15 protein-coding genes are annotated in these 17,982 nt (G+C 66.8%); 7 read left to right on the plus strand and 8 right to left on the minus strand.

Features of this window, described 5'->3' with window-relative positions:
* Together ACK28C_RS04900 and nikB are read right to left on the minus strand one after the other, a co-directional pair.
* On the minus strand, nt 1-855 hold the full coding sequence (locus tag ACK28C_RS04900) for an ABC transporter permease (protein WP_015556851.1): 855 nt from the start codon (nt 853-855) through the stop codon (nt 1-3).
* Nucleotides 856-870: 15 nt separating this feature from the next.
* Nucleotides 871-1,800 (minus strand): nickel ABC transporter permease, encoded by a 930-nt coding sequence (nikB, locus tag ACK28C_RS04905; protein ID WP_208873565.1) that lies wholly within the window; start codon nt 1,798-1,800, stop codon nt 871-873.
* 307 nt (nt 1,801-2,107) lie between these two features.
* Here nikB and ACK28C_RS04910 point away from each other — a divergent pair, with 307 nt between their 5' ends.
* Nucleotides 2,108-3,697, plus strand: a complete 1,590-nt coding sequence (locus ACK28C_RS04910; RefSeq protein ID WP_015556850.1) for an amidohydrolase family protein — start codon at nt 2,108-2,110, stop codon at nt 3,695-3,697.
* 24 nt (nt 3,698-3,721) lie between these two features.
* On the opposite strand, the gene ACK28C_RS04915 is transcribed toward ACK28C_RS04910, so the two are convergent.
* On the minus strand, nt 3,722-4,060 hold the full coding sequence (locus ACK28C_RS04915; protein ID WP_015556849.1) for a branched-chain amino acid transporter permease: 339 nt from the start codon (nt 4,058-4,060) through the stop codon (nt 3,722-3,724).
* On the minus strand, nt 4,053-4,745 hold the full coding sequence (locus tag ACK28C_RS04920; protein ID WP_015556848.1) for an AzlC family ABC transporter permease: 693 nt from the start codon (nt 4,743-4,745) through the stop codon (nt 4,053-4,055). The genes ACK28C_RS04915 and ACK28C_RS04920 overlap by 8 nt, the downstream gene beginning before the upstream one ends.
* 259 nt (nt 4,746-5,004) lie before the next feature.
* Here ACK28C_RS04920 and ACK28C_RS04925 point away from each other — a divergent pair, with 259 nt between their 5' ends.
* The 3 genes from ACK28C_RS04925 (at nt 5,005) to ACK28C_RS04935 (ending at nt 7,801) form a co-directional block, all read left to right on the plus strand.
* Nucleotides 5,005-5,592: a hypothetical protein gene (locus ACK28C_RS04925; protein WP_409152537.1), complete on the plus strand. Its 588-nt coding sequence runs from the start codon at nt 5,005-5,007 to the stop codon at nt 5,590-5,592.
* A 139-nt stretch (nt 5,593-5,731) separates the two neighbouring features.
* The gene (locus tag ACK28C_RS04930; RefSeq protein WP_015556847.1) at nt 5,732-6,691 is read left to right on the plus strand and encodes an L-lactate dehydrogenase; all 960 of its coding nucleotides are present in this window, start codon (nt 5,732-5,734) and stop codon (nt 6,689-6,691) included.
* Nucleotides 6,692-6,727: 36 nt separating this feature from the next.
* Nucleotides 6,728-7,801 (plus strand): branched-chain amino acid aminotransferase, encoded by a 1,074-nt coding sequence (locus ACK28C_RS04935; RefSeq protein WP_015556846.1) that lies wholly within the window; start codon nt 6,728-6,730, stop codon nt 7,799-7,801.
* Nucleotides 7,802-7,823: 22 nt separating this feature from the next.
* Here ACK28C_RS04935 and yjfF read toward each other — a convergent pair whose 3' ends face one another.
* The 4 genes from yjfF to ACK28C_RS04955 all read right to left on the minus strand — a co-directional run bounded on the left by yjfF (nt 7,824) and on the right by ACK28C_RS04955 (nt 12,453).
* Entirely contained in the window at nt 7,824-8,849 is a 1,026-nt protein-coding gene (gene yjfF, locus ACK28C_RS04940; protein ID WP_208873561.1) for a galactofuranose ABC transporter, permease protein YjfF, read from the minus strand.
* The gene (locus tag ACK28C_RS04945) at nt 8,846-9,841 is read right to left on the minus strand and encodes an ABC transporter permease (RefSeq protein WP_208873559.1); all 996 of its coding nucleotides are present in this window, start codon (nt 9,839-9,841) and stop codon (nt 8,846-8,848) included. Before ACK28C_RS04945 ends, yjfF begins: the two co-directional genes overlap by 4 nt.
* A 60-nt stretch (nt 9,842-9,901) precedes the next feature.
* Complete coding sequence (locus ACK28C_RS04950; protein WP_208873557.1) at nt 9,902-11,410, minus strand: sugar ABC transporter ATP-binding protein; 1,509 nt, start codon at nt 11,408-11,410, stop codon at nt 9,902-9,904.
* A gap of 104 nt (nt 11,411-11,514) precedes the next feature.
* Nucleotides 11,515-12,453, minus strand: coding sequence for an ABC transporter substrate-binding protein (locus ACK28C_RS04955; protein WP_208873556.1), 939 nt, complete (start codon nt 12,451-12,453; stop codon nt 11,515-11,517).
* Between the two features lie 667 nt (nt 12,454-13,120).
* On the opposite strand from ACK28C_RS04955, the gene ACK28C_RS04960 reads away from it, so the two are divergent.
* The 3 genes from ACK28C_RS04960 to ACK28C_RS04970 are packed head-to-tail and all read left to right on the plus strand — an operon-like array spanning nt 13,121 to nt 17,942.
* Nucleotides 13,121-14,908, plus strand: coding sequence for a GGDEF domain-containing protein (locus tag ACK28C_RS04960; protein ID WP_208873554.1), 1,788 nt, complete (start codon nt 13,121-13,123; stop codon nt 14,906-14,908).
* Between the two features lie 50 nt (nt 14,909-14,958).
* Entirely contained in the window at nt 14,959-15,588 is a 630-nt protein-coding gene (locus ACK28C_RS04965; protein WP_208873552.1) for a CvpA family protein, read from the plus strand.
* Complete coding sequence (locus ACK28C_RS04970; protein ID WP_015556845.1) at nt 15,588-17,942, plus strand: endonuclease MutS2; 2,355 nt, start codon at nt 15,588-15,590, stop codon at nt 17,940-17,942. Before ACK28C_RS04965 ends, ACK28C_RS04970 begins: the two co-directional genes overlap by 1 nt.
* The last annotated feature ends 40 nt before the right edge of the window (nt 17,943-17,982 follow it).

Consider the following 17,982-nt stretch of genomic DNA (forward strand, 5'->3'; position numbering starts at 1 on the left):
TCAGCGCTTCAGCTTGGGGTCCATGGCGTCCCGCAGGCCGTCGCCCAGGAAGTTCAGGGCGATGATGGTGACGACGATGGCGATGCCCGGAAACATGCTGAGGTAGGCGCTGCCGCGCAGGTAGCCGCGAGCGCTGGACAACATGCCGCCCCACTCCGGGAACGGCGGCTGGATGCCCAGGCCGATGAAGCTCAGGGCGGCGGAGGAGAGGATGGCGCCGGCCACGCTCAACGTCGCCTGGACGATGAGCGGAGCGCAGCAGTTGGGCAGGATGTGCAGCAGGATGATGCGGAAGTCGCTGGCGCCCATGGCTCTGGCGGCCTCGATGAACTCCATCTCCTTCACCGAGAGCACGGAGGCCCGCAGGAGGCGCGAGAAACGCGGCACCGACGAGATGCCCACGGCGATCATCAGGTTGAAGAGGCCGGGGCCCAGGGCCGCGGCGATGGCGATGGCCAGGAGCGTGGAGGGGATGGCCAGCTGCACGTCCATCAGGCGCATCAGGAGGTTGTCCAGCCAGCCTCCGTAGTAGCCCGCGATGGCACCCAGGGCGCCGCCCAGCACCAGGGCGATGGAGACGGACACCAGCCCCACCTGCAGGGACACGCGCGCGCCGTAGATCAGGCGGCTCAGGACGTCGCGCCCGAATTCGTCGGTCCCCAGGAGGTGCTTGGCGTTGGGGTACTGAAGCACCTCGCGCAGGTTCTGACGCGAGTACTTGAAGGGCGCCACGTAGTCTGCAAAGACGGCGACGAGGATCAGCAGGATCAGGACCGCCAGGCCGATCATGGCCAGCTTGTTGCGCCGCAGGCGGATCAGCGTCAGCCGCAGCATACTGTTCTTCTTCAGGATCATCTCTTCACTTTCCCCCTAGCGGTATTTGGCCTTGATTCTGGGGTCAACCCAGGCGTAGAGAAGGTCTACGACGAGATTCATGATGCAGTACACGACGGCGATGTAGAGCACGCCTCCCTGGACGACCGGGAAGTCGCGCATCTTGATGGACTCCACCACCAAACGGCCGATGCCGGGAATGGAGAACACCGTCTCGGTCAGGATGGCGCCGCCCAGGAGGCTGCCGAACTGCATCCCGATGATGGTCAGGATGGGGATCAGGGCGTTGGGCAGTGCGTGCCGCCAGATGATGACGGACTCCTTCTGTCCCTTGGCGCGGGCCGTGCGGATGTAGTCGGAGCGGATGACCTCCAGCATGCTGGAGCGCGTCATGCGGGTGATGACGGCCAGCGTGCCGCCGGAGAGCGTGAACACCGGCATGATCATCTCGGCGAAGGTGTTGAAGCCGGACGGCGGCAGCCACTCCAGCTTGACGGAGAAGAGCAGGATGAGGAGCACGCCCAGCCAGAAGTTCGGCATGGCGACGCCGATCAGGGCGAGGACCATCGTGATGGAGTCGAAGAAGGAGTACTGCCGGATGGCGCAGATGATTCCGAAGGGAAGTCCCAGGGCCACGCCCAGGACCACGGCCCAGAAGGCCAGCTTCAGCGTGATGGGGAACCGGGCCATCAGCTCCTCGCTGACGGGGGCCTTCGTCACGTAGGAGCGCCCGATGTCGCCTTGAAGGGCGGCCTTGTAACAGTAGCGGCCGAATTGGACGAAAAAGGGGTCGTTCAAGCCGTAGTTGATGCGGAACTGCTCCACCGCCTCCGCGGGCGCGTCCTCGCCCAGGGCCATTCGGGCGGGGTCGCCGGGGGTGATGTAGAGGAGCGTGAAGACGATCAGCGCGACTCCCGCAAGCACGGGAATGAGCATCAGAAGTCGGCGCAGCGTGTACTTTAACACCAGGAACCCTCCTTGAGAAAGATCGGCTCGGACCTCGATTCAAAACCGGATCCGTTGAGCGTCGTGCGTTGCGGCAGACGAAACCGTCCTGCAGGCCTTTCGTAAATGCGCAGCTTTGTGCAAAATCCTTTCATTACTTTAAAGAAAAAACTTGAAACGTGTCATCCTGCAAGGAAAAACGCACTTATCTTACCATAAGGGGAGCGTTTTGACTTGAGCGATTTTTTTATTCGTGAAATAATGAACCTTGCGATGGTGGAGTTTGTCGTCTTTGTAATTATGTTGTTTTACTGAAGGATGGGATTGCATGTCGGACTTTGTCGTAACGAACGCCCGGATCTGCGACGGGAGTGGGAGCGCGTGGTATCGGGGCGGGGTACGCGTCCGGGACGGGGTCATCGCGGAAGTGGGGCGGAACGTGGCGCCCTGCGGCGGTGTGACGGAGGTGGACGCAGGGGACGGGATGCTGGCCCCTGGCTTCATCGACATTCACAGTCACGCGGATTTCGTCCTGCCTCTGCACCCGGAGGGAGAGAACCTCCTGCTGCAGGGGGTGACGACGATCGTCATGGGGCAGTGCGGCATCAGCCCGGCTCCCATCGTCCCGGAGCGGGTGCTCCAGCTTGACGAGTATGCGGGGGTGACGCGGTCCGGCCGGAAGCTGAAGTGGGACTGGCAGAGCTTTGGCCAGTGGCTGTCGCGCCTGGAGGAGCTTCCTCTGGGGATCAACGTGGGCTCTTTCATCGGTCAGGGGACGGTACGCCTGTGCGTCATGGGCTTTGCGAGCCGCGAGCCGTCGCAGGACGAGCTGTGCCGGATGCGGGAGCTGGTGGAGCAGGGCATGGAGGAGGGGGCGTTCGGGCTGACCAGCGGCCTGGCCTACCCGCCGGGGATCTACTCCTCGGACGCGGAGCTGGAGTTCGTGGCGGGCGGCCTCGCGAAGCGCCGGGGGCTCTACCTCTCCCACATGCGAAATCAGGCCGACAGGTCGCCGGAGTGCGTGGAGGCCACCATCAACGTGGGGCGGGTGAACCGCATCCCCGTCCAGGTGGTGCACCTCAAGGCGCGGGAAGGGGACCGGCCCGGCATGGCGGCACACCTCTTCGGCATCATCGAGAGGGCCAGAGCGGAGGGCATCGACGTCACGGTGGACCAGTACCCTTACACGGCCGCCAGCTCCACCATGCGCTCGCTCATGCCGAAGTGGGTGCACGAGGGCGGCGTGGCGGGCATCGTGGAGCTCCTGTCGGACCCCGTGCGCCGCAGGCCGCTGCACGACGAGATGGCCGCGTCCGAGCGCTGGCAGAAGTGCATGGAGCACGGGGACGGGCCGCGGGGGATCGTCCTCGGACAGCTGCCCGGGACGCCGCAGTACACGGGGATGAACCTGGAGGCCGTGGCGAAGGACATGGGGACCGACGCAGTGGACGCGCTGCTGGAGGTCATTTTGAAGAATCGGGGGTGCGATCAGGGCGTCTACTTCACGATGACGGAGCAGGACGTTCGGAACGTCATGGTGAACCCGCTGGTGATGGTGGGGTCCGATGGCGGCATCGCGCTTCGGGGTGAGTTCGTCCACCCGCGCTATTGCGGGACCTTCCCCCGGGTCCTGGGGCGCTACGCGCGGGACCTGAAGCTGTTTTCCATGGAAGAGGGAGTCCGCAGGATGACGTCCCTGCCCGCGTCGCGGCTTGGGCTGACGCGCAAGGGCCTCCTGCGGCCGGGCATGGACGCGGACATGGTGCTCTTCGACCCCGGAACCATCGCGGACGGCAACGACTACGAGCACCCCACGGACCCTCCGGTCGGCATCGAGTCCGTGTGGGTTGCCGGACGGCTGGCGGCGCACCGGGGACGCCTCACGGGCGAGCGGGCCGGGCGCGTGCTGCGCTTTTAGATGTCGGCGGCCGGGCTGGCGCCGCTAGAACGCCGTCTGCACCAGGAGCATGTAGCAGGCCGTGCCGCAGAGGACGCTGAGGAGCAGGCTGCGCAGCCGGACGTGCAGGAGGGCGGCCACGGCGCAGGCGAGGAACTCCGGCGCGCCGTAGGGCGCGGCGGTCAGGTTTACGTTCCGAAGGCAGTAGACCGCCAGCATGGGCATGATGGCTCCGGGCAGGACCCGTCCCAGGTACGCGACGATGGCGGGCGTCCTGCGCCCGAAGGTGAGGAAGGGCAGGAACCTCAGCGCCAGCGTCACGGCGCCGCTGACGAGGACGATGAGGGCGTCGTGCGCGTGGGGGCCGCAAAACAGCTCAGTCATCGCCTTCCTCCAGCCTCCCGCGCAGGAGCAGCAGGGCCGCTGAGATGGAGAGCATCGTCGGGATCAGAAAATGGTCCGGGCCGAAGGCCGCCAGGCAGACGAGGGACGACGCGAGGCCCACGAGGGCGGGGGAACGGCGGCGGGCGGTCAGCTGCTGCTCGACGCAGAGGGTCACGAAGAGCGCGGTGAGGGCGAAGTCGATCCCTTTCGTGTCGAAGGGGATGAAGGGCCCCAGGAGGGCGCCCAGCGTCGTGCCGGTGAGCCAAGCCGCGTGGTTGAACAGCGACACGAGGAAGCAGTAGCGGCGAAAGCCGGGCTGGTCTTCCGCGCTGCACGCCAGGGACCACGTCTCGTCCGTCAGGGCGTAGATCAGGTAGGGCTTCCTCCAGCCCGCGCCCCGGTAGCGGTCCACCATGGAGATGCCGTAGAAGAGGTGGCGGGCGCTGACCATGAGGGCGGTGAGGGCCGTCGTCGGAAGGGACGCGCCCCCCGCCATCAGTTCGAGGTCCACGAACTGCATGGAGCCGGAGTAGACGACGAGCCCCATGGCCAGGGCCCACAGCGCACCGTACCCCCTCGTGCTGAGCAGCACGCCGAACCCGGCCCCCAGGACGATGTAGCCGGCGACGACCGGCAGCGTGTCGGAGAGCGCGCGTCGCGCGGCCCCTCTGTCCTCGTTGGTCATGATCGAAAACTCCCGTCCGTCGAAGATCCGCCGGGCGTCCCGCCCGGAATTCCACGTATTATATCATCGGGAAGCGCCGGTTGAATTCAAAAGGGCGCCGGCACGGGGCGCGGGGCGTCGGGTCGGGGGCGAAAATACTATATAATGGACCGATGGCACCTGAGACGAGGTGGGAGCGTCGTCAAAGCGCGCGGGGAGGGGGCGTCTCGGCGCGAAAGGGTTTTGCGATCTATATTTTGAAGATGGGTGGGTGTTTTCAGTGGTCAGGAAACTCTTGATGGCGTTGCAGGCCTTTTCGTTCATCGTGGGGCTCGCTGTGATCTTTGCAGGCGGGGTCATCTGCTGGGATGTGGCGTCCCACGGCATCCCCGAAATCGTCGACCTGAAGGTCCTGAACGCCACGAAGGCGAAGTACGCGCGCGTCACCGCTGCGCTGGAGGATACGGGCGTGCACTTCCCAAGGGACAAGAAGAACAGCGCGTCGTACTTCTACACGATCCGGATGGAGGACAAGCTGGTCCTGGTCAAGAGCCTCCACAGGCGGAAGGAGGGACCGGCCACCGAGTTCTTCGTCTTGGTCTCTCCCTACGAGGGGACGCGCGTCGAGACGTACTTTTCGCTGCAGGCCGCCGCGCGCGGCGTCCCGGAGGAGGAGGTTCGGTCGGCGTACGCGGACCGGATGCTGCAGTACTTCGACAGCAACCCGAGAAAGTATGGGAGGCTCCTGCTGAGCCTGGGGGCGTTCGTGTTCCTGGTCGCAGCAGTCTGGACGGCCGTGGCGAAGAACGGAGGGGCGTTGCTCCGAATGGTCCTGACCCTCGGGCGCAGCGAGAGAGAAAGGCGCTGAACGCGCCGGCTGGTTCCCCACGCGGGGACGGCGGCATGGTCTTATCGGTGCCGCCGCCCCCGGATGGGTTCGGGGACGTGCGGCAGCTTCTTAAGTCAACCGGCGTTGGCTTTTTGGACGGACGGGGAGTGAATCGAGTATGCAGGGGAAGAAGAGGACGGTCGGCATCATCGGCATTGGGCATGTTGGGGCGCACGTCGCCTACAGCCTTGCGGTGCAGGGCATCGCGGACGAGATCATCCTGGTGGACCGGGAGAGGAAGAAGGCGGACTGCGAGGCCCAGGACGTTATGGACTCCGTCTGTTACCTGCCGCACCGCGTCGAGGTGCGCTCCGGGGACTTCCCGGACCTGAAGGACTGCGACGTGCTGGTGAACAGCGCGGGGCACATCCAACTGCTGGCCACGGGCAACAAGAGCCGTCTCGAGGAGATGGACTTCACCATCCGGGCCGTCAACGGCTACGTGGATCGGGTCATGGAGTCCGGTTTTGACGGGGTCGTGATCAACGTCACGAACCCCTGCGACGTGGTGGCCTGGCGCTTCGCGGAGCTGTCGGGGCTGCCGCGGGGCCGCGTGTTCGGCACGGGAACGGGCCTCGACACCGCGCGCCTGCGGTCCGCCCTGGCGCGTCAGACGGGGGTGGACCACAAGTCCATCTGCGCCTACGTCATGGGGGAGCACGGCGCGTCCCAGATGGTGCCCTGGTCCTCGGTGTCCTTCGGCGGCAGGCCCCTCGCGGAGTGGGAGAGGACGGACGAGCGCTTCCGCTTCGACCGCGAGGCCATCCGCAAGGAGGCACGGGACGCGGGCTGGGTGGTGTTCAGCGGCAAGCAGTGCACCGAGTACGGCATCTGCTCCACGGCGGCGCGCATGGCGAGTGTCGTCCTGCTGGACGAGAAGCAGATCCTGCCCGTCACGACGCGCCTCGAGGGCGAGTACGGGGAGAGCGGGATCTTCATTGGCGTGCCCGCCGTGGTGGGTGCAGGCGGCGCGGAGCAGGTGGTGGAGGTCCCCATGTCGGCGGAGGAGTTGGCGGAGTTCAAGGGTTGCTGCGACGACGTGCGCGCGAACATGGCGCACGCGCTGGAGGTCCGCTAGCGGCCGGGGGCCGTCGTTGGTCTGGAGGTCATGACGATGAGGATTGCGTTTACGAGGAACGAGCGTCCGGGGAAGCTGCCCCCGACGAAGGAGCTGGGCTGGGGGACCGTCTTTACGGACCACATGTTTTTGATGGACTACGGCGACGCGGAGGGGTGGCACGGGCCGCGCATCGTCCCCTTCGGCCCCATCGTCCTGTCGCCCGCGGCCAGCGTCCTCCACTACGGCGCGGAGGTCTTTGAAGGGCTGAAGGCCTACCGCCGCGCTGACGGCGTCGTGCAGCTGTTTCGGCCCATGGAGAACGCCTTGCGCCTCAACCTCTCCTGCGAGCGCATCGGCCTGCCTCGGCTGAACCCGGAGGACACGGTGGAGGCCATCAGGGAGATCGTCAGGACGGATCAGTCCTGGGTGCCGTCGGACCCCGGCACGTCGCTCTACATCCGCCCCTTCGTCTTCGCGACGGACCCCGCGCTGGCGCTGCACGGCATTCACCGGGCGACGTTCGCCATCATCCTGTCGCCGGTGGGCAGCTACTTCCCCGACGGCCTGAAGCCCGTCCGAATCATGATCGAGACGGAGGACGTCCGGGCGGTGCGGGGCGGCACGGGCTACACGAAGTGCGGAGGGAACTACGCGGCGAGCAACCGGGCGGGGGATCGGGCCATGGAGAAGGGCTACGCTCAGGTGTTGTGGCTCGACGGCGTGGAGCGCAGGTACGTGGAGGAGGTCGGCGCGATGAACGTCATGTTCAAGATCGGGGAACGGGTCGTCACCCCCTCCCTGGCCGACGGGTCCATCCTTCCGGGTATCACGCGAAAGTCCTGCATCGAGATGATGCGGAGCTGGGGCATGGCGGTGGAGGAGCGGAAGGTCGGCGTCGACGAGCTGACGCGGGCCGCGGAGGACGGGACGCTGGAGGAGGCCTGGGGCACGGGCACCGCGGCCGTGATCTCCCCCATCGGAGAGCTGTCCTACGGGGGGAAGAGCTACGTCGTCAACGGCACGGAGATCGGCCCCACCTCCCGAAGGCTCTACGACGAGCTGACGGGCCTCCAGTGGGGCAGCCGGCCCGACCCCTTCGGCTGGACGGTCCCGATCCCCAAAAGTTGAGGCCGATCCTCCGGAGGTCGCTCTACCTGGCGGCCTCCGGAGGGCTCTTCGTGGCGGGGACGGCGAAGCGCGCCGACCGCACCACCCAGGTCTGGAGGAGGATGAACAGGAAGAGGAGCGCCCCCACCACGATCTTCGTCCACCAGGAATTGAGGGTTCCCTCGAAGCTGATGAACGACTGGATCACCCCTTGGATCAGGACCCCGACGATGGTGCCGGGGAGATAGCCGACCCCGCCCGACAGGAGCGTGCCCCCGATCACGACCGAGGCGATGGCGTCCAGCTCGAGCCCGATGCCGGCCAGGGCGTAGCCCGAAAACGTGTAGAGGCTGTACAGGATTCCTCCCAGCGAGGCGAAGAAGCCGGACAGGGCGTACACCTGAACCTTGCAGGAGCGGACGGGTAGCCCCATCATGGCGGCCGAGGTCTCGCCGCCCCCTATCGCGTAGACGTTCCTGCCGAAGGCCGTCGATTGGGCGACCCAGGTGGCGGCCGCGGCGACCCCCAGGAAGACGAGCGCCACGAAGGGCAGGTCAACCCGCTCCGTCAGGGGGATGCCGAAGGAGGCCATCGCCGCCAGGGGCGGGGACTTCAGCGGGATGGACTCCAGGCTGATCATCTGGGCGGCGCCGCGCAGGAAGAACATGCCGCCCAGGGTCACGATGAAGGGCGGGAGGTCGCAGCAGGCGATCAGGACGCCCATCAGGGCCCCGAAGGCCGTGCCGAGGACGAGGACGAGCCCCATCACGAGGAAGGGGTTCAGCCCGTGGACGGACACGAGCCTGGCCATCAGGACCCCGGTGCAGGCCACGACGGACCCCACGGAGAGGTCGATGCCGCCCGACAGGATGACGAACGTCATGCCCACCGCGATGACGCCCAGGAAGGCGTTGTCGATGAGGAGGTTCACGAACACCCTCAGGGAGAAGAAGCCGGGAAACCGCAGGGAGGCCGCCGTAAAGAGTAGCAGGAAGACCGACAGGGTGGCCAGCAGCGGGATGTGGCGGACCCTCAGCCGTCCCGGCCTCCGTCCGCAAAGGGGCCTCACAGCGCGGCCCTCATCCGCGCCATGCCGGCGCGCACCGAAGGTGACTGCATGAGGCTGATCAGGATGACGACCAGCGCTTTGACCACCAGCGTCGCCGGCCGGAGCACGCCCTGGGCGAGGATCGTCGTGGTCAGGGTCTGGATGATGAGCGCTCCGATGATGGAGCCCAGGAGGCAGAATCGTCCGCCGGTCATCGGCGTCCCCCCGATGACCGTGGCCAGGATCGCGTCCAGCTCCAGGTTCAGGCCGACGTTGTTGGCGTCCGCCGCCCGGATCTCCGTCGTCAGGAGCAGGCCGGCGACGCCCGCGCAGAGGGCCGAGAGGACGTAGACGAGAACCTTGACCGCCGAGGCGTTGACGCCCGCGTAGCGGCTGGCGGAGGGGTTGACCCCGATCGCCTCGACGAAGAGCCCGAGGGCCGTCCTGCGCGCTGCGAGGCCCGACCCGATGCAGAGGAGCGCGGTCACGTAGAGGGAGAACGGGAGGCCCAGGAGGAACCCCGACGAGAGGAACTCGAAGGCGGGGTACGAGAAGCGGACGATCTGCCCCCCGCAGAGCAGCTGGGCGATGCCGCGCCCCGACACCATGAGGATCAGCGTCGCCACGAAGGGCTGGATGCCGAGGCGCGTCACGAGGAGCCCGTTCCAGAGCCCAGCGACGGCCGCAAGGGCCAGCGGAGCGGCGACGACCAGGAGCAGGGGGCAGTGGGCGCGGGCCAAAAGGGCGGCCGCCGACCCCGCGATGGCGATGACGGCCCCCACGGAGAGGTCGATGCCTCCCGTGGCGACGACCAGGGTCATCCCCATGGAGAGCAGGACCGTGGGCGCCGCTCGACGTAGGACGTCCAGGAGGCTGCCGTAGAGGTGCCCGTCCCGGACCTCGATGGTCCAGAAGTTCTCCGTGAAGAACAGGTTGAAGATCAGGAGCAGGAGCCAGAACGACAGGGCCCAGAGGTAGGGCCGCGACGTTCGGTTCCCCAATGGCTTCAGCACGACGACTCTCCCTTCAAGCTTCAATCAATCAATGGCCTGCCTGCAAGGCAGGGCGCTTCCTCAGGCGTTGGCGATGGCCTGCAGGATCCTCTCCCGGTTGACGTCGGCGTTCGACAGCTCCTCCACCTTGCGCCGGTCCCGAAGGACGGCGACGCGCTCGCAGCAGCGGACCGTCTCGTCCAGCTCCGAGGAGATGAAGAGCACGGCCAGGCCGTCGTCCGCCAGGGACAGGATCAGCTTCTGGATCTCGAACTTCGCCGCGACGTCGATGCCGCGGGTCGGCTCGTCGAGGATCAGGAGCCTCAGGTTCGAGGCCAGCCAGCGGGCGATGACGACCTTCTGCTGGTTCCCTCCGGAGAGCTTCTCGACCGCCTGTTCGGCGCCGGGGGTCTTGATCTGCAGCGCCTGGATGAATCGGTCCGCGATCCGCTCCTGCTCGGCGCGCCTCAGGAGCCTGATCCAGCCGCGGCTCGTCTGCAGCACCAGGATGATGTTCTCCCGGACCGAGAGCTTGCCGACGATCCCGTCCGCCTTCCGGTCCTCCGGACAGAAGCCGAACCCCAGGGCGATCGCGTCGGCGGGGGAGGCGATCCTCTCCCGCCGTCCCTCCACGAGGAACTCTCCGCGGTCCGCCGGGTCGGCCCCGAAGATCATCCGCGCCGCCTCGCTCCTGCCCGACCCCAGGAGGCCGGCGAGGCCGACGACCTCCCCCCGGCCGATGGAGAGGTCCAGCGGCTCGATCGCCCCGCTGCGGCCCGCTCCCCGAACGTCGAGGAAGGGAGTGGCCCCTCCCCGGCCCTTTTCGGTCCGGCGCGCCCCGGTCCCCTCCTCCACCTGCCGCCCCACCATGGCCGTGACCAGGTCGATGCGGGGCAGGTCGGCGACCTCGTACTCCCCGACCCGACACCCGTTGCGCAGCACCGTGACGCGGTCGGCGACCTCGTACATCTGCTCCAGGAAGTGGGTGACGAAGAGGATGCCCAGCCCCTTTCGCTTCAGGTCCCGCATCACGTCAAAGAGGAGGGCCGTCTCCTCCGCGTCGAGGCTCGACGTCGGCTCGTCGAGGATCAGGACGTCCGAGGACATCCGAAGGGCGCGCGCGATGGCCACGAGCTGCCAGACCGCTATGGAGTAGCTCTCCAGTCGTTCGCTCACGTCGATCCGAAGGTTCAGCCGGGCCAGGAGCTCCTCCGACTCCCGAAACATCCTGGCCCAGTCGATCCGGTGGAGCCCCCGCCTGGGGAACGCGCCGAGAAAGAGGTTCTCGGCCACGGAGAGCGTGGGGATCAGGTTGACCTCCTGATGCACCGTCGCGATGCCGGCCCTCTGCGCGTCGAGGGGCGTCCCGAAGGCGACCTCCCGACCCTTGAAGCGCAGGGACCCCTCATCGCGACGAGAGACGCCGGAGAGGACCTTGATCAGGGTCGATTTTCCAGCCCCGTTCTGCCCCATGAGGGCGTGGACCTCCCCGCGCCGGAGCGTGAAGTCAACGTGGTCGAGGGCCTTCACTCCAGGAAAGGAGAGACAGACGTTCGATGCCTCCAGCAGGACGGCTCCTTCTGATACCACTTCATATCACCTGCCCCAAAAAATACCCCTCTCCGACACGTCCCCGGAAGGGCGGAGGCTCCGGAAGCCCTCCGGGCCGGGGAAGCGCTGTCTCAAGTGTTCCCCTAGTACTTGCGAAGCCCGATCAGCTCCGCGGCCTGGGCCATCTCGAACAGCTCGTCCTTCTGGACGATCCACTTCTCCAGCGTCATGCCGGCGATGGCCTTCTTCAGGGTTTCGAAGGCCAGGGGGCCAAGCAGCGGGTTGCACTCCACGACCGCGTTGATGTCCCCGTCGACCATCGCCTGAAAGGCGTGTCTGGTCGCGTCGATCGTGATGACCTTGATGTCCGTTCCGGGCTTGAATCCCGCCTCGCGTATGGCCTGAACGGCCCCCAGCCCCATGTCGTCGTTGTGGGCGTAGACCACCTGGATATCCTTCCCGTGCTTCTTCAGGAACGCCTCCATGACCTGCTTGCCGAGCTCCATCGTGAAGTCGCCGGTCTGGGACTCCAGGATCTTGATGTCGGGGTGCTGGGCGAGCTCCTCCTCGAACCCCTTCTGCCGCTCCAGGGCGGCGGAGGCGCCGGGGGTCCCCTGAAGCTGGACCACGTTGCCCTTTCCGTTCAATTCTTTGGCGACCCACTTGGCGGCCTCCCGTCCCTCGAAGACGAAGTCCGACGTGATCTTGCAGACGTAAAGGGAGTCGTCGTCCGTGACGATGCCGCGATCCAGGAGGATCACGGGGATGCCGGCCTTCTTCGCCTCGCCCAGGACGGGCTCCCAGCCGGTCTCGACGACGGGCGCGAGAAGGATTCCGTCCACGCCCTGAGCGATGAAGGAACGGATGGCCTTGATCTGGTTTTCCTGCTTCTGCTGGGCGTCGCTGAACTTGAGGTCGATCCCCATCTCCCTGGCTGCGGAGAGCACGGAGTCGGTCTCCGCCGTGCGCCAGCCGCTCTCCGCCCCGATCTGGGCGAAGCCCACGACCAGGGGCTTGTCGTCGCCAAAGGCACAGCTTCCAAAGAGCAGAGCACAAAGACACGCCAATGCAAATTTCTTCACTGCAAAACGCCTCCTGATTAAAAAAACGATTGAACTTACCCTTCCCGCCCCATATGCCTCCGGGGCGGACGTCCAGCGCCCGGCGCCTTTGAACGACTGCCCAGCGCTTTTTTGAACGACCGCCCACAGTTTGTTCGCCTGCCCGATGGAGCCTCCGCCGGGCTTTGTTGGGGCGGATGAGTATCATTCTAGCATTTTCGTGAGGGGTTTGCACGGGTGCCGTGCTTCGGGCAAACGCCGGCATTCGCTCCCGCGTCCGGCCGCCGTGCGAGGGGAAGGGGAGCGGATGGAAAGGGGAGCGTCCTTGAAGCACGGGGCACAGGACCTGCGCACGTTGCCCGATGGGCGCATCGGTTGGGTGTCCCAGGGCCCTGAAGCGGCGGGAGTAAGGGATATTGTTTTATGGGTTGAACGGCCTTATTTTTTCACCCCTCAGATGAGCTTAAATAGTGTAAATACATTATTCATGGCCTTTCGGGTGCCTTTTTTCCCGGCCCCTGGCCCATCGGCGGGCCCTTTAAATTTCTGTGGGTGGGAAGTATCATTATTAGTCACGGTCCATCTGCGGCGGAGGTCCCCTGCGGCTGTCCTGCATGGTCCGCCCGTTTTGCCTGGTGTGCCTTTTTTATTGATGCAGATAACGGCCTGCGGAAAGGACAGGGATAAGTTGAAGAGGCTGCGATGGTGGTTTGGGTTCCTTCTGATCGTCGTCTTCCTTTTGTTCGTGATGCGCATGGCGTACCAGGCGGGCGAGGACTGGGGGCAGTATCGCCTTGCGGCGATCGAGGAGCTGCCCGCGTCCGCCGAGCTGCCGTCGCTTGACGGGGAGATGGCGGAGGGGAGGGCGCGCCGGGTCGCGGCCCTGATGTCGAAGGCTTTCGTCCCCATGCAGGACGGCATGATGCGGATGGCGTCGTTCAACGGCGAGCGGTGGTTTCGGATCCCCGTCGCGCAGTTCGTCCAGAACGGCGGAGGGCCGTTTCTGCGCCGCAGCCAGGTGGCCATGCTGTCCACCGTCCAGGTCACGCGGGTGGAGTGTTTCGTTCCGGACCCGGTGGCGTCGGACCGCCTCATGCTCTGGGCCTCCTGGAGCGGCAGGCCCCTTGAGGGGATCGGCGCTGTCCGCAGCACGCACCCGGTCTTCCTCATGCCCTGTTTCTTTGACGCACGGCCGGGCCGCTACGTCTACCTGCGCATCCGGAACACCCTGCCGCTGAACGCCTACCTGCACATCCTGGACCAGGACCAGTTCATGGCGCGGCAGATGGAGGCCTTCTCGTTCCACACCCTCTTCATCTGCTCTCTTTTGGGCTTCATCCTGGCCTACCTCCTGTTCTACCTCTCCACGGGCAGCCCGTTCTACCGCAGCGCCATCGTCGGGCAGGTCGCGTTCTTCTTCTTCATCCTGTTCTTCAACCGCTACCCCGGCCTCTACTTCGACCTGCCGATGAGCCTGACCTACTTCCTCACCTGGCTTTTCTACGGCGTCCTGAACGTCGTCTGGTCCATGCTCAACCACGCGGTGTTCTACTCCCTCGGAGGGCGCGACCGGGGAGGCAGCCCTATGACGGGAGCGCAGGTCCTGCTGGGCCTCTTCGTGACGCTGCTGAGCCAGACGGACCGGCCGGACCTGCTCCTGACGGCGATCCTCCTGGCCTTCCTGGTCAACGTCGCGGGCTTCCTGAACCTGGCGTTCCACATGTACCGCATGGGGCGGCGGGACTTCTACCTGCTGACCTTCATCACCGTCAACCTCGCCTTCATCCTGTCCTTCATGGGCCTCTTCTGCTACACCTTCCTGTCCCTGGGCGGGGCCTTCTTCATGGGCATGGTCAGCATGGTCCTCTTCCTGATCCTGCTGCTGGGCGTCACCTGCATCCCGCTCTACGAGACGCGGACGCGCTTCCACGACTACACCCGGCTTCAGGCCCAGAGCAGCTACTATCGGGAGCTCAGCCAGAGGGACGCCATGACGGGCCTGTACAACCACGCCTTCCTGAAGTACTCGCTGGCCGAGCGCATCGCGAACGCCCGTTCCATGAACCGCCCCCTGTCCTTCATCATGATGGACATCGACCACTTCAAGGCCTTCAACGACACCTGGGGCCATCAGGAGGGGGACGGCGCGCTGATCCTGATAGCGGAGATACTGAAGGGCTCCCTCCGGGAGTACGACATTGCCGCGCGCTACGGCGGGGAAGAGTTCTGCGCCGTCCTGGACGGCGCGTCCATGATGACCGCCGTCGCCATCGCCGAGCGCATCCGCAGTACCTGCGAGTTCCGATCCCGCAGCCTTGGGGAGGGGAAGCAGGTGACGATCTCCCTGGGGGTGGCCGAGCTGAACCGGGAGGACACGCCGGAGACCCTGGTGGAGCGTGCGGACAACGCGCTCTATACCGCCAAGAGGAACGGGCGCAATCGGGTGGAGCACGCCAGCGCGCCGGGAAAGGCCTGACGGCCCCCGATCGGGTATACAAAACCACAGAAATTTAAGGAGAAATTTTCATGAGTCTTGCTTTGATCGTCGACGTGCTGGCTGCGTGCCTCCTGGCCTTCTTCTTGGTGCGCGGGGCGCTGCGCGGCTTCCTGGGCGAAGTCCTGAGCCTCGTTGGGTCCGTCGTCAGCGCGGTGGCCGCCTGGACCCTGTCGGGCCCCGCCGCGGAGTTTGTGCTGAGGCACTTCCCCTCCTGGGACCTTCGGCTGACGGGGCTGGGCTGCGCCGTCGCCATCTTCTTCGCGATCTCCATCCTCTTCGCCGCCCTGGCGGAGCTCTTCTCCATGCTGATCGCGGCGGCCAACCTGTCGCTGCCGGACCACGTGCTGGGGCTCGCCATGGGCGCGGTCAAGACCTTCTGCGTCCTCCTCTTCGTCTACGGCCTGCTGACGATGTTCTCCGCCGTCGTCCCCACCGGCTGGATGGCGGAGAGCCGCGCCATGCGCATAGCGGCCGCAGCCTGGCCGCCTGCGGTGCGCTTCCTCGAGGGGCAGGGACTGCTGGACCTCGAGAATCTGCGGTCCGGGGCCCTCTCCGCCGGGGTCTCCGCCCTGGCGCTGCCCCCGGCCTCGCAGGGCGAGGGGGTGGTTCGGTCGGAGGACGTGCTGGCCGTTCCCGCCTCGCCGGATGTGAGCCACTGATGCGCGCGGACCCCTCCGTCCTGGAGCTCCTGGAGTTCCGCAAGGCCCTGTCGCCCCTGAGGGAACGGCTGGGGGGAGAGCTGGGGGCCCTCGCCCTCGATCGGCTGGCCCCGGCGGAGGACTTCGCCCACCTCAGCCGCCGCGCGGACCTGCTGAAGGAGTGGCAGGACCTGCTGGACGCCCAGGGGGCCCCCCAGTGGAGTGCGGACCTGCCCGCCGTCACCCCCCTCTTCGAAGGGGCCAGGCGCAGCGGCATCCTGTCGGGCGGCGAGCTCCTGATGGTGCGCGCTCTGATGGGCGCGGCGAAGCGCGTGCGGGACGGCCTGGCGGACGCCCCGAACCCCGCCCTCGAGGCGCTGCGCCGAAGGCTGAGGGACTTCGCCCCGGAGATCGAGGCCCTCTCCGTGGTGGAGGACACGGGGCGCCTGGCGGACCGGGCCAGCCCGAAGCTGGCTCAGATCCGGGAGGCGCTCGAATCCCTGAAGCGGTCCGGGCGGCGCACGGCGGAGCGGCTGCTGAACGACCCCAACGTCCTGAACATGCTCCAGGAGCGGACGTTGGCCTGGCGGGACGGGCGCTTCCTGCTCCTGGTGCGGCAGGAGTACGTCAACCGCTTCCCCGGGCTTGCCGTGGAGCGCTCCAGCTCCGGAAACTCCGTCTACATGGAGCCCCGGATGCTCTCCTCCATCAACAACGGCCTCCTGATGCGGACCCACGAGGAGCGCGACGAGGAACAGCTGATCCTGCTGGACCTGACGCGGAAGGTCCTGGCCCGCGCAGGGGCCCTGGACGCGGCGGAGCGCGTGCTGGGGGAGCTGGACCTGATGACGGCCTGCGACGGGCTGGTGCGCGGTCGGGGCTGGATCGTCCCGGCGCTGAGCCGGAAGCGCGGCCTTCGCCTGGTGGGGGCGCGGCACCCCATGCTGAAGGACGCGGCCGTGCCCGTGGACGTGTCCTGCGGGGAGGACGAGGGGTTCTCCACCCTGGTGGTGACCGGGCCCAACACGGGAGGCAAGACGGTGGTCCTCAAGACCGTGGGGGTGCTCCTGCTGATGGCCTGGTGCGGTCTGCCGGTACCCGCCCGGGACGGCACCCGGATCGGCAGCTTCGACGCCGTCTTCGCCGACATCGGCGACGAGCAGAGCATCGAGCAGAACCTCTCCACCTTCAGCGCCCACCTGAGGAAGATCGTGGGCATCCTGCGGGACGCCACGCGCCAGTCCGTCGTGCTGCTGGACGAGCTGGGGGCGGGGACGGACCCCCAGGAGGGGGCGGCCCTGGGGACGGCCATCCTGGAGACCCTGCGGGGCCGCGGCTGCACGACCCTGGCTACCACGCACCACAACCCCATCAAGCAGTATGCCCTGACGACGCCCGGAGTGGAGACGGCCAGCATGGAGTTCGACGCGGAGCGCCTGGCCCCGACCTACCGGCTCCTCATGGGCGTTCCCGGCAAGAGCAACGCCCTGGCCATCGCCCGTCGCTACGGGATGCCGGAGGAGGTCCTGAATCGGGCTCAGGGAGAGCTGGCAGCCCGCGGGGTCTCGGCGGAGGAGTTGATGGGGGAGCTGGTGGAGCGGCGGGCGGCGCTGGACCAGGCGGAGCGGAGCTTCCAGGAGACCGTTCGGGAGACGGAGCGCCTGCGGCAGGCCTATCAGGACCGGGTGCGGGAGATCGACGGCCAGCGGGACAGCATCATGGAGGCGGCGGACCGCCGGGCGGAGCAGCTGCTTAGCCGAGCGGAGGCGGCGTCGAAAGGCATGATCCGCGACCTGGAGGAGACGGTGAAGATGAGGGCAAGTCAGGGGCTGGAGGGGCGCCGGCAGGAGATACGGAGGATACGGAGCGGCATCGACCGGCGCCGCGACAGGCGCGTGGAGCGGGAGATCGCGAGCCGTCCCGCGTCCTTTTCCGTGGAGCCGGGCGTCACGGTCCAGGTGGCGGGCAGCGGCATCGTGGGCGTGGTGGAGTCCGTGAAGAACGGCCGCGCAGCGCTGATGGCGGGTCCCATGCGCGTGGAGGTCCCCCTGGAGCAGCTGGCCCCGACGGAGAAGAAGGCCAGGGTCGCCGTGCCGCCTCCCAACGCCGAGGCCATGTCCCGGGCGGAGACGGTCCCCAGCTCCATCATGGTGCGGGGCATGGACGTGGGGACGGCCATGCCCTTGGTGGAAGGCTACCTGGACCGCGCCTACCGCGCCAACCACACGAGCGTCACGGTCATCCACGGGCGGGGTGAGGGCATCCTGCGCCGGGAGGTCCACGCGCTCTGCTCCCGGCTGAAGTACGTCAAAGACTTTCGCCTCGGAGGCGAAGGGGAGGGCGGCTTCGGCGTCACCGTCGTGTCGTTCCGCTAGGGATAGGGCGCAGAAAAGGGCGCGGCGGTCCGGTTTGGAC

The organism is Fretibacterium fastidiosum (genome assembly GCF_964642095.1).
Classification (GTDB): domain Bacteria; phylum Synergistota; class Synergistia; order Synergistales; family Aminobacteriaceae; genus Fretibacterium; species Fretibacterium fastidiosum.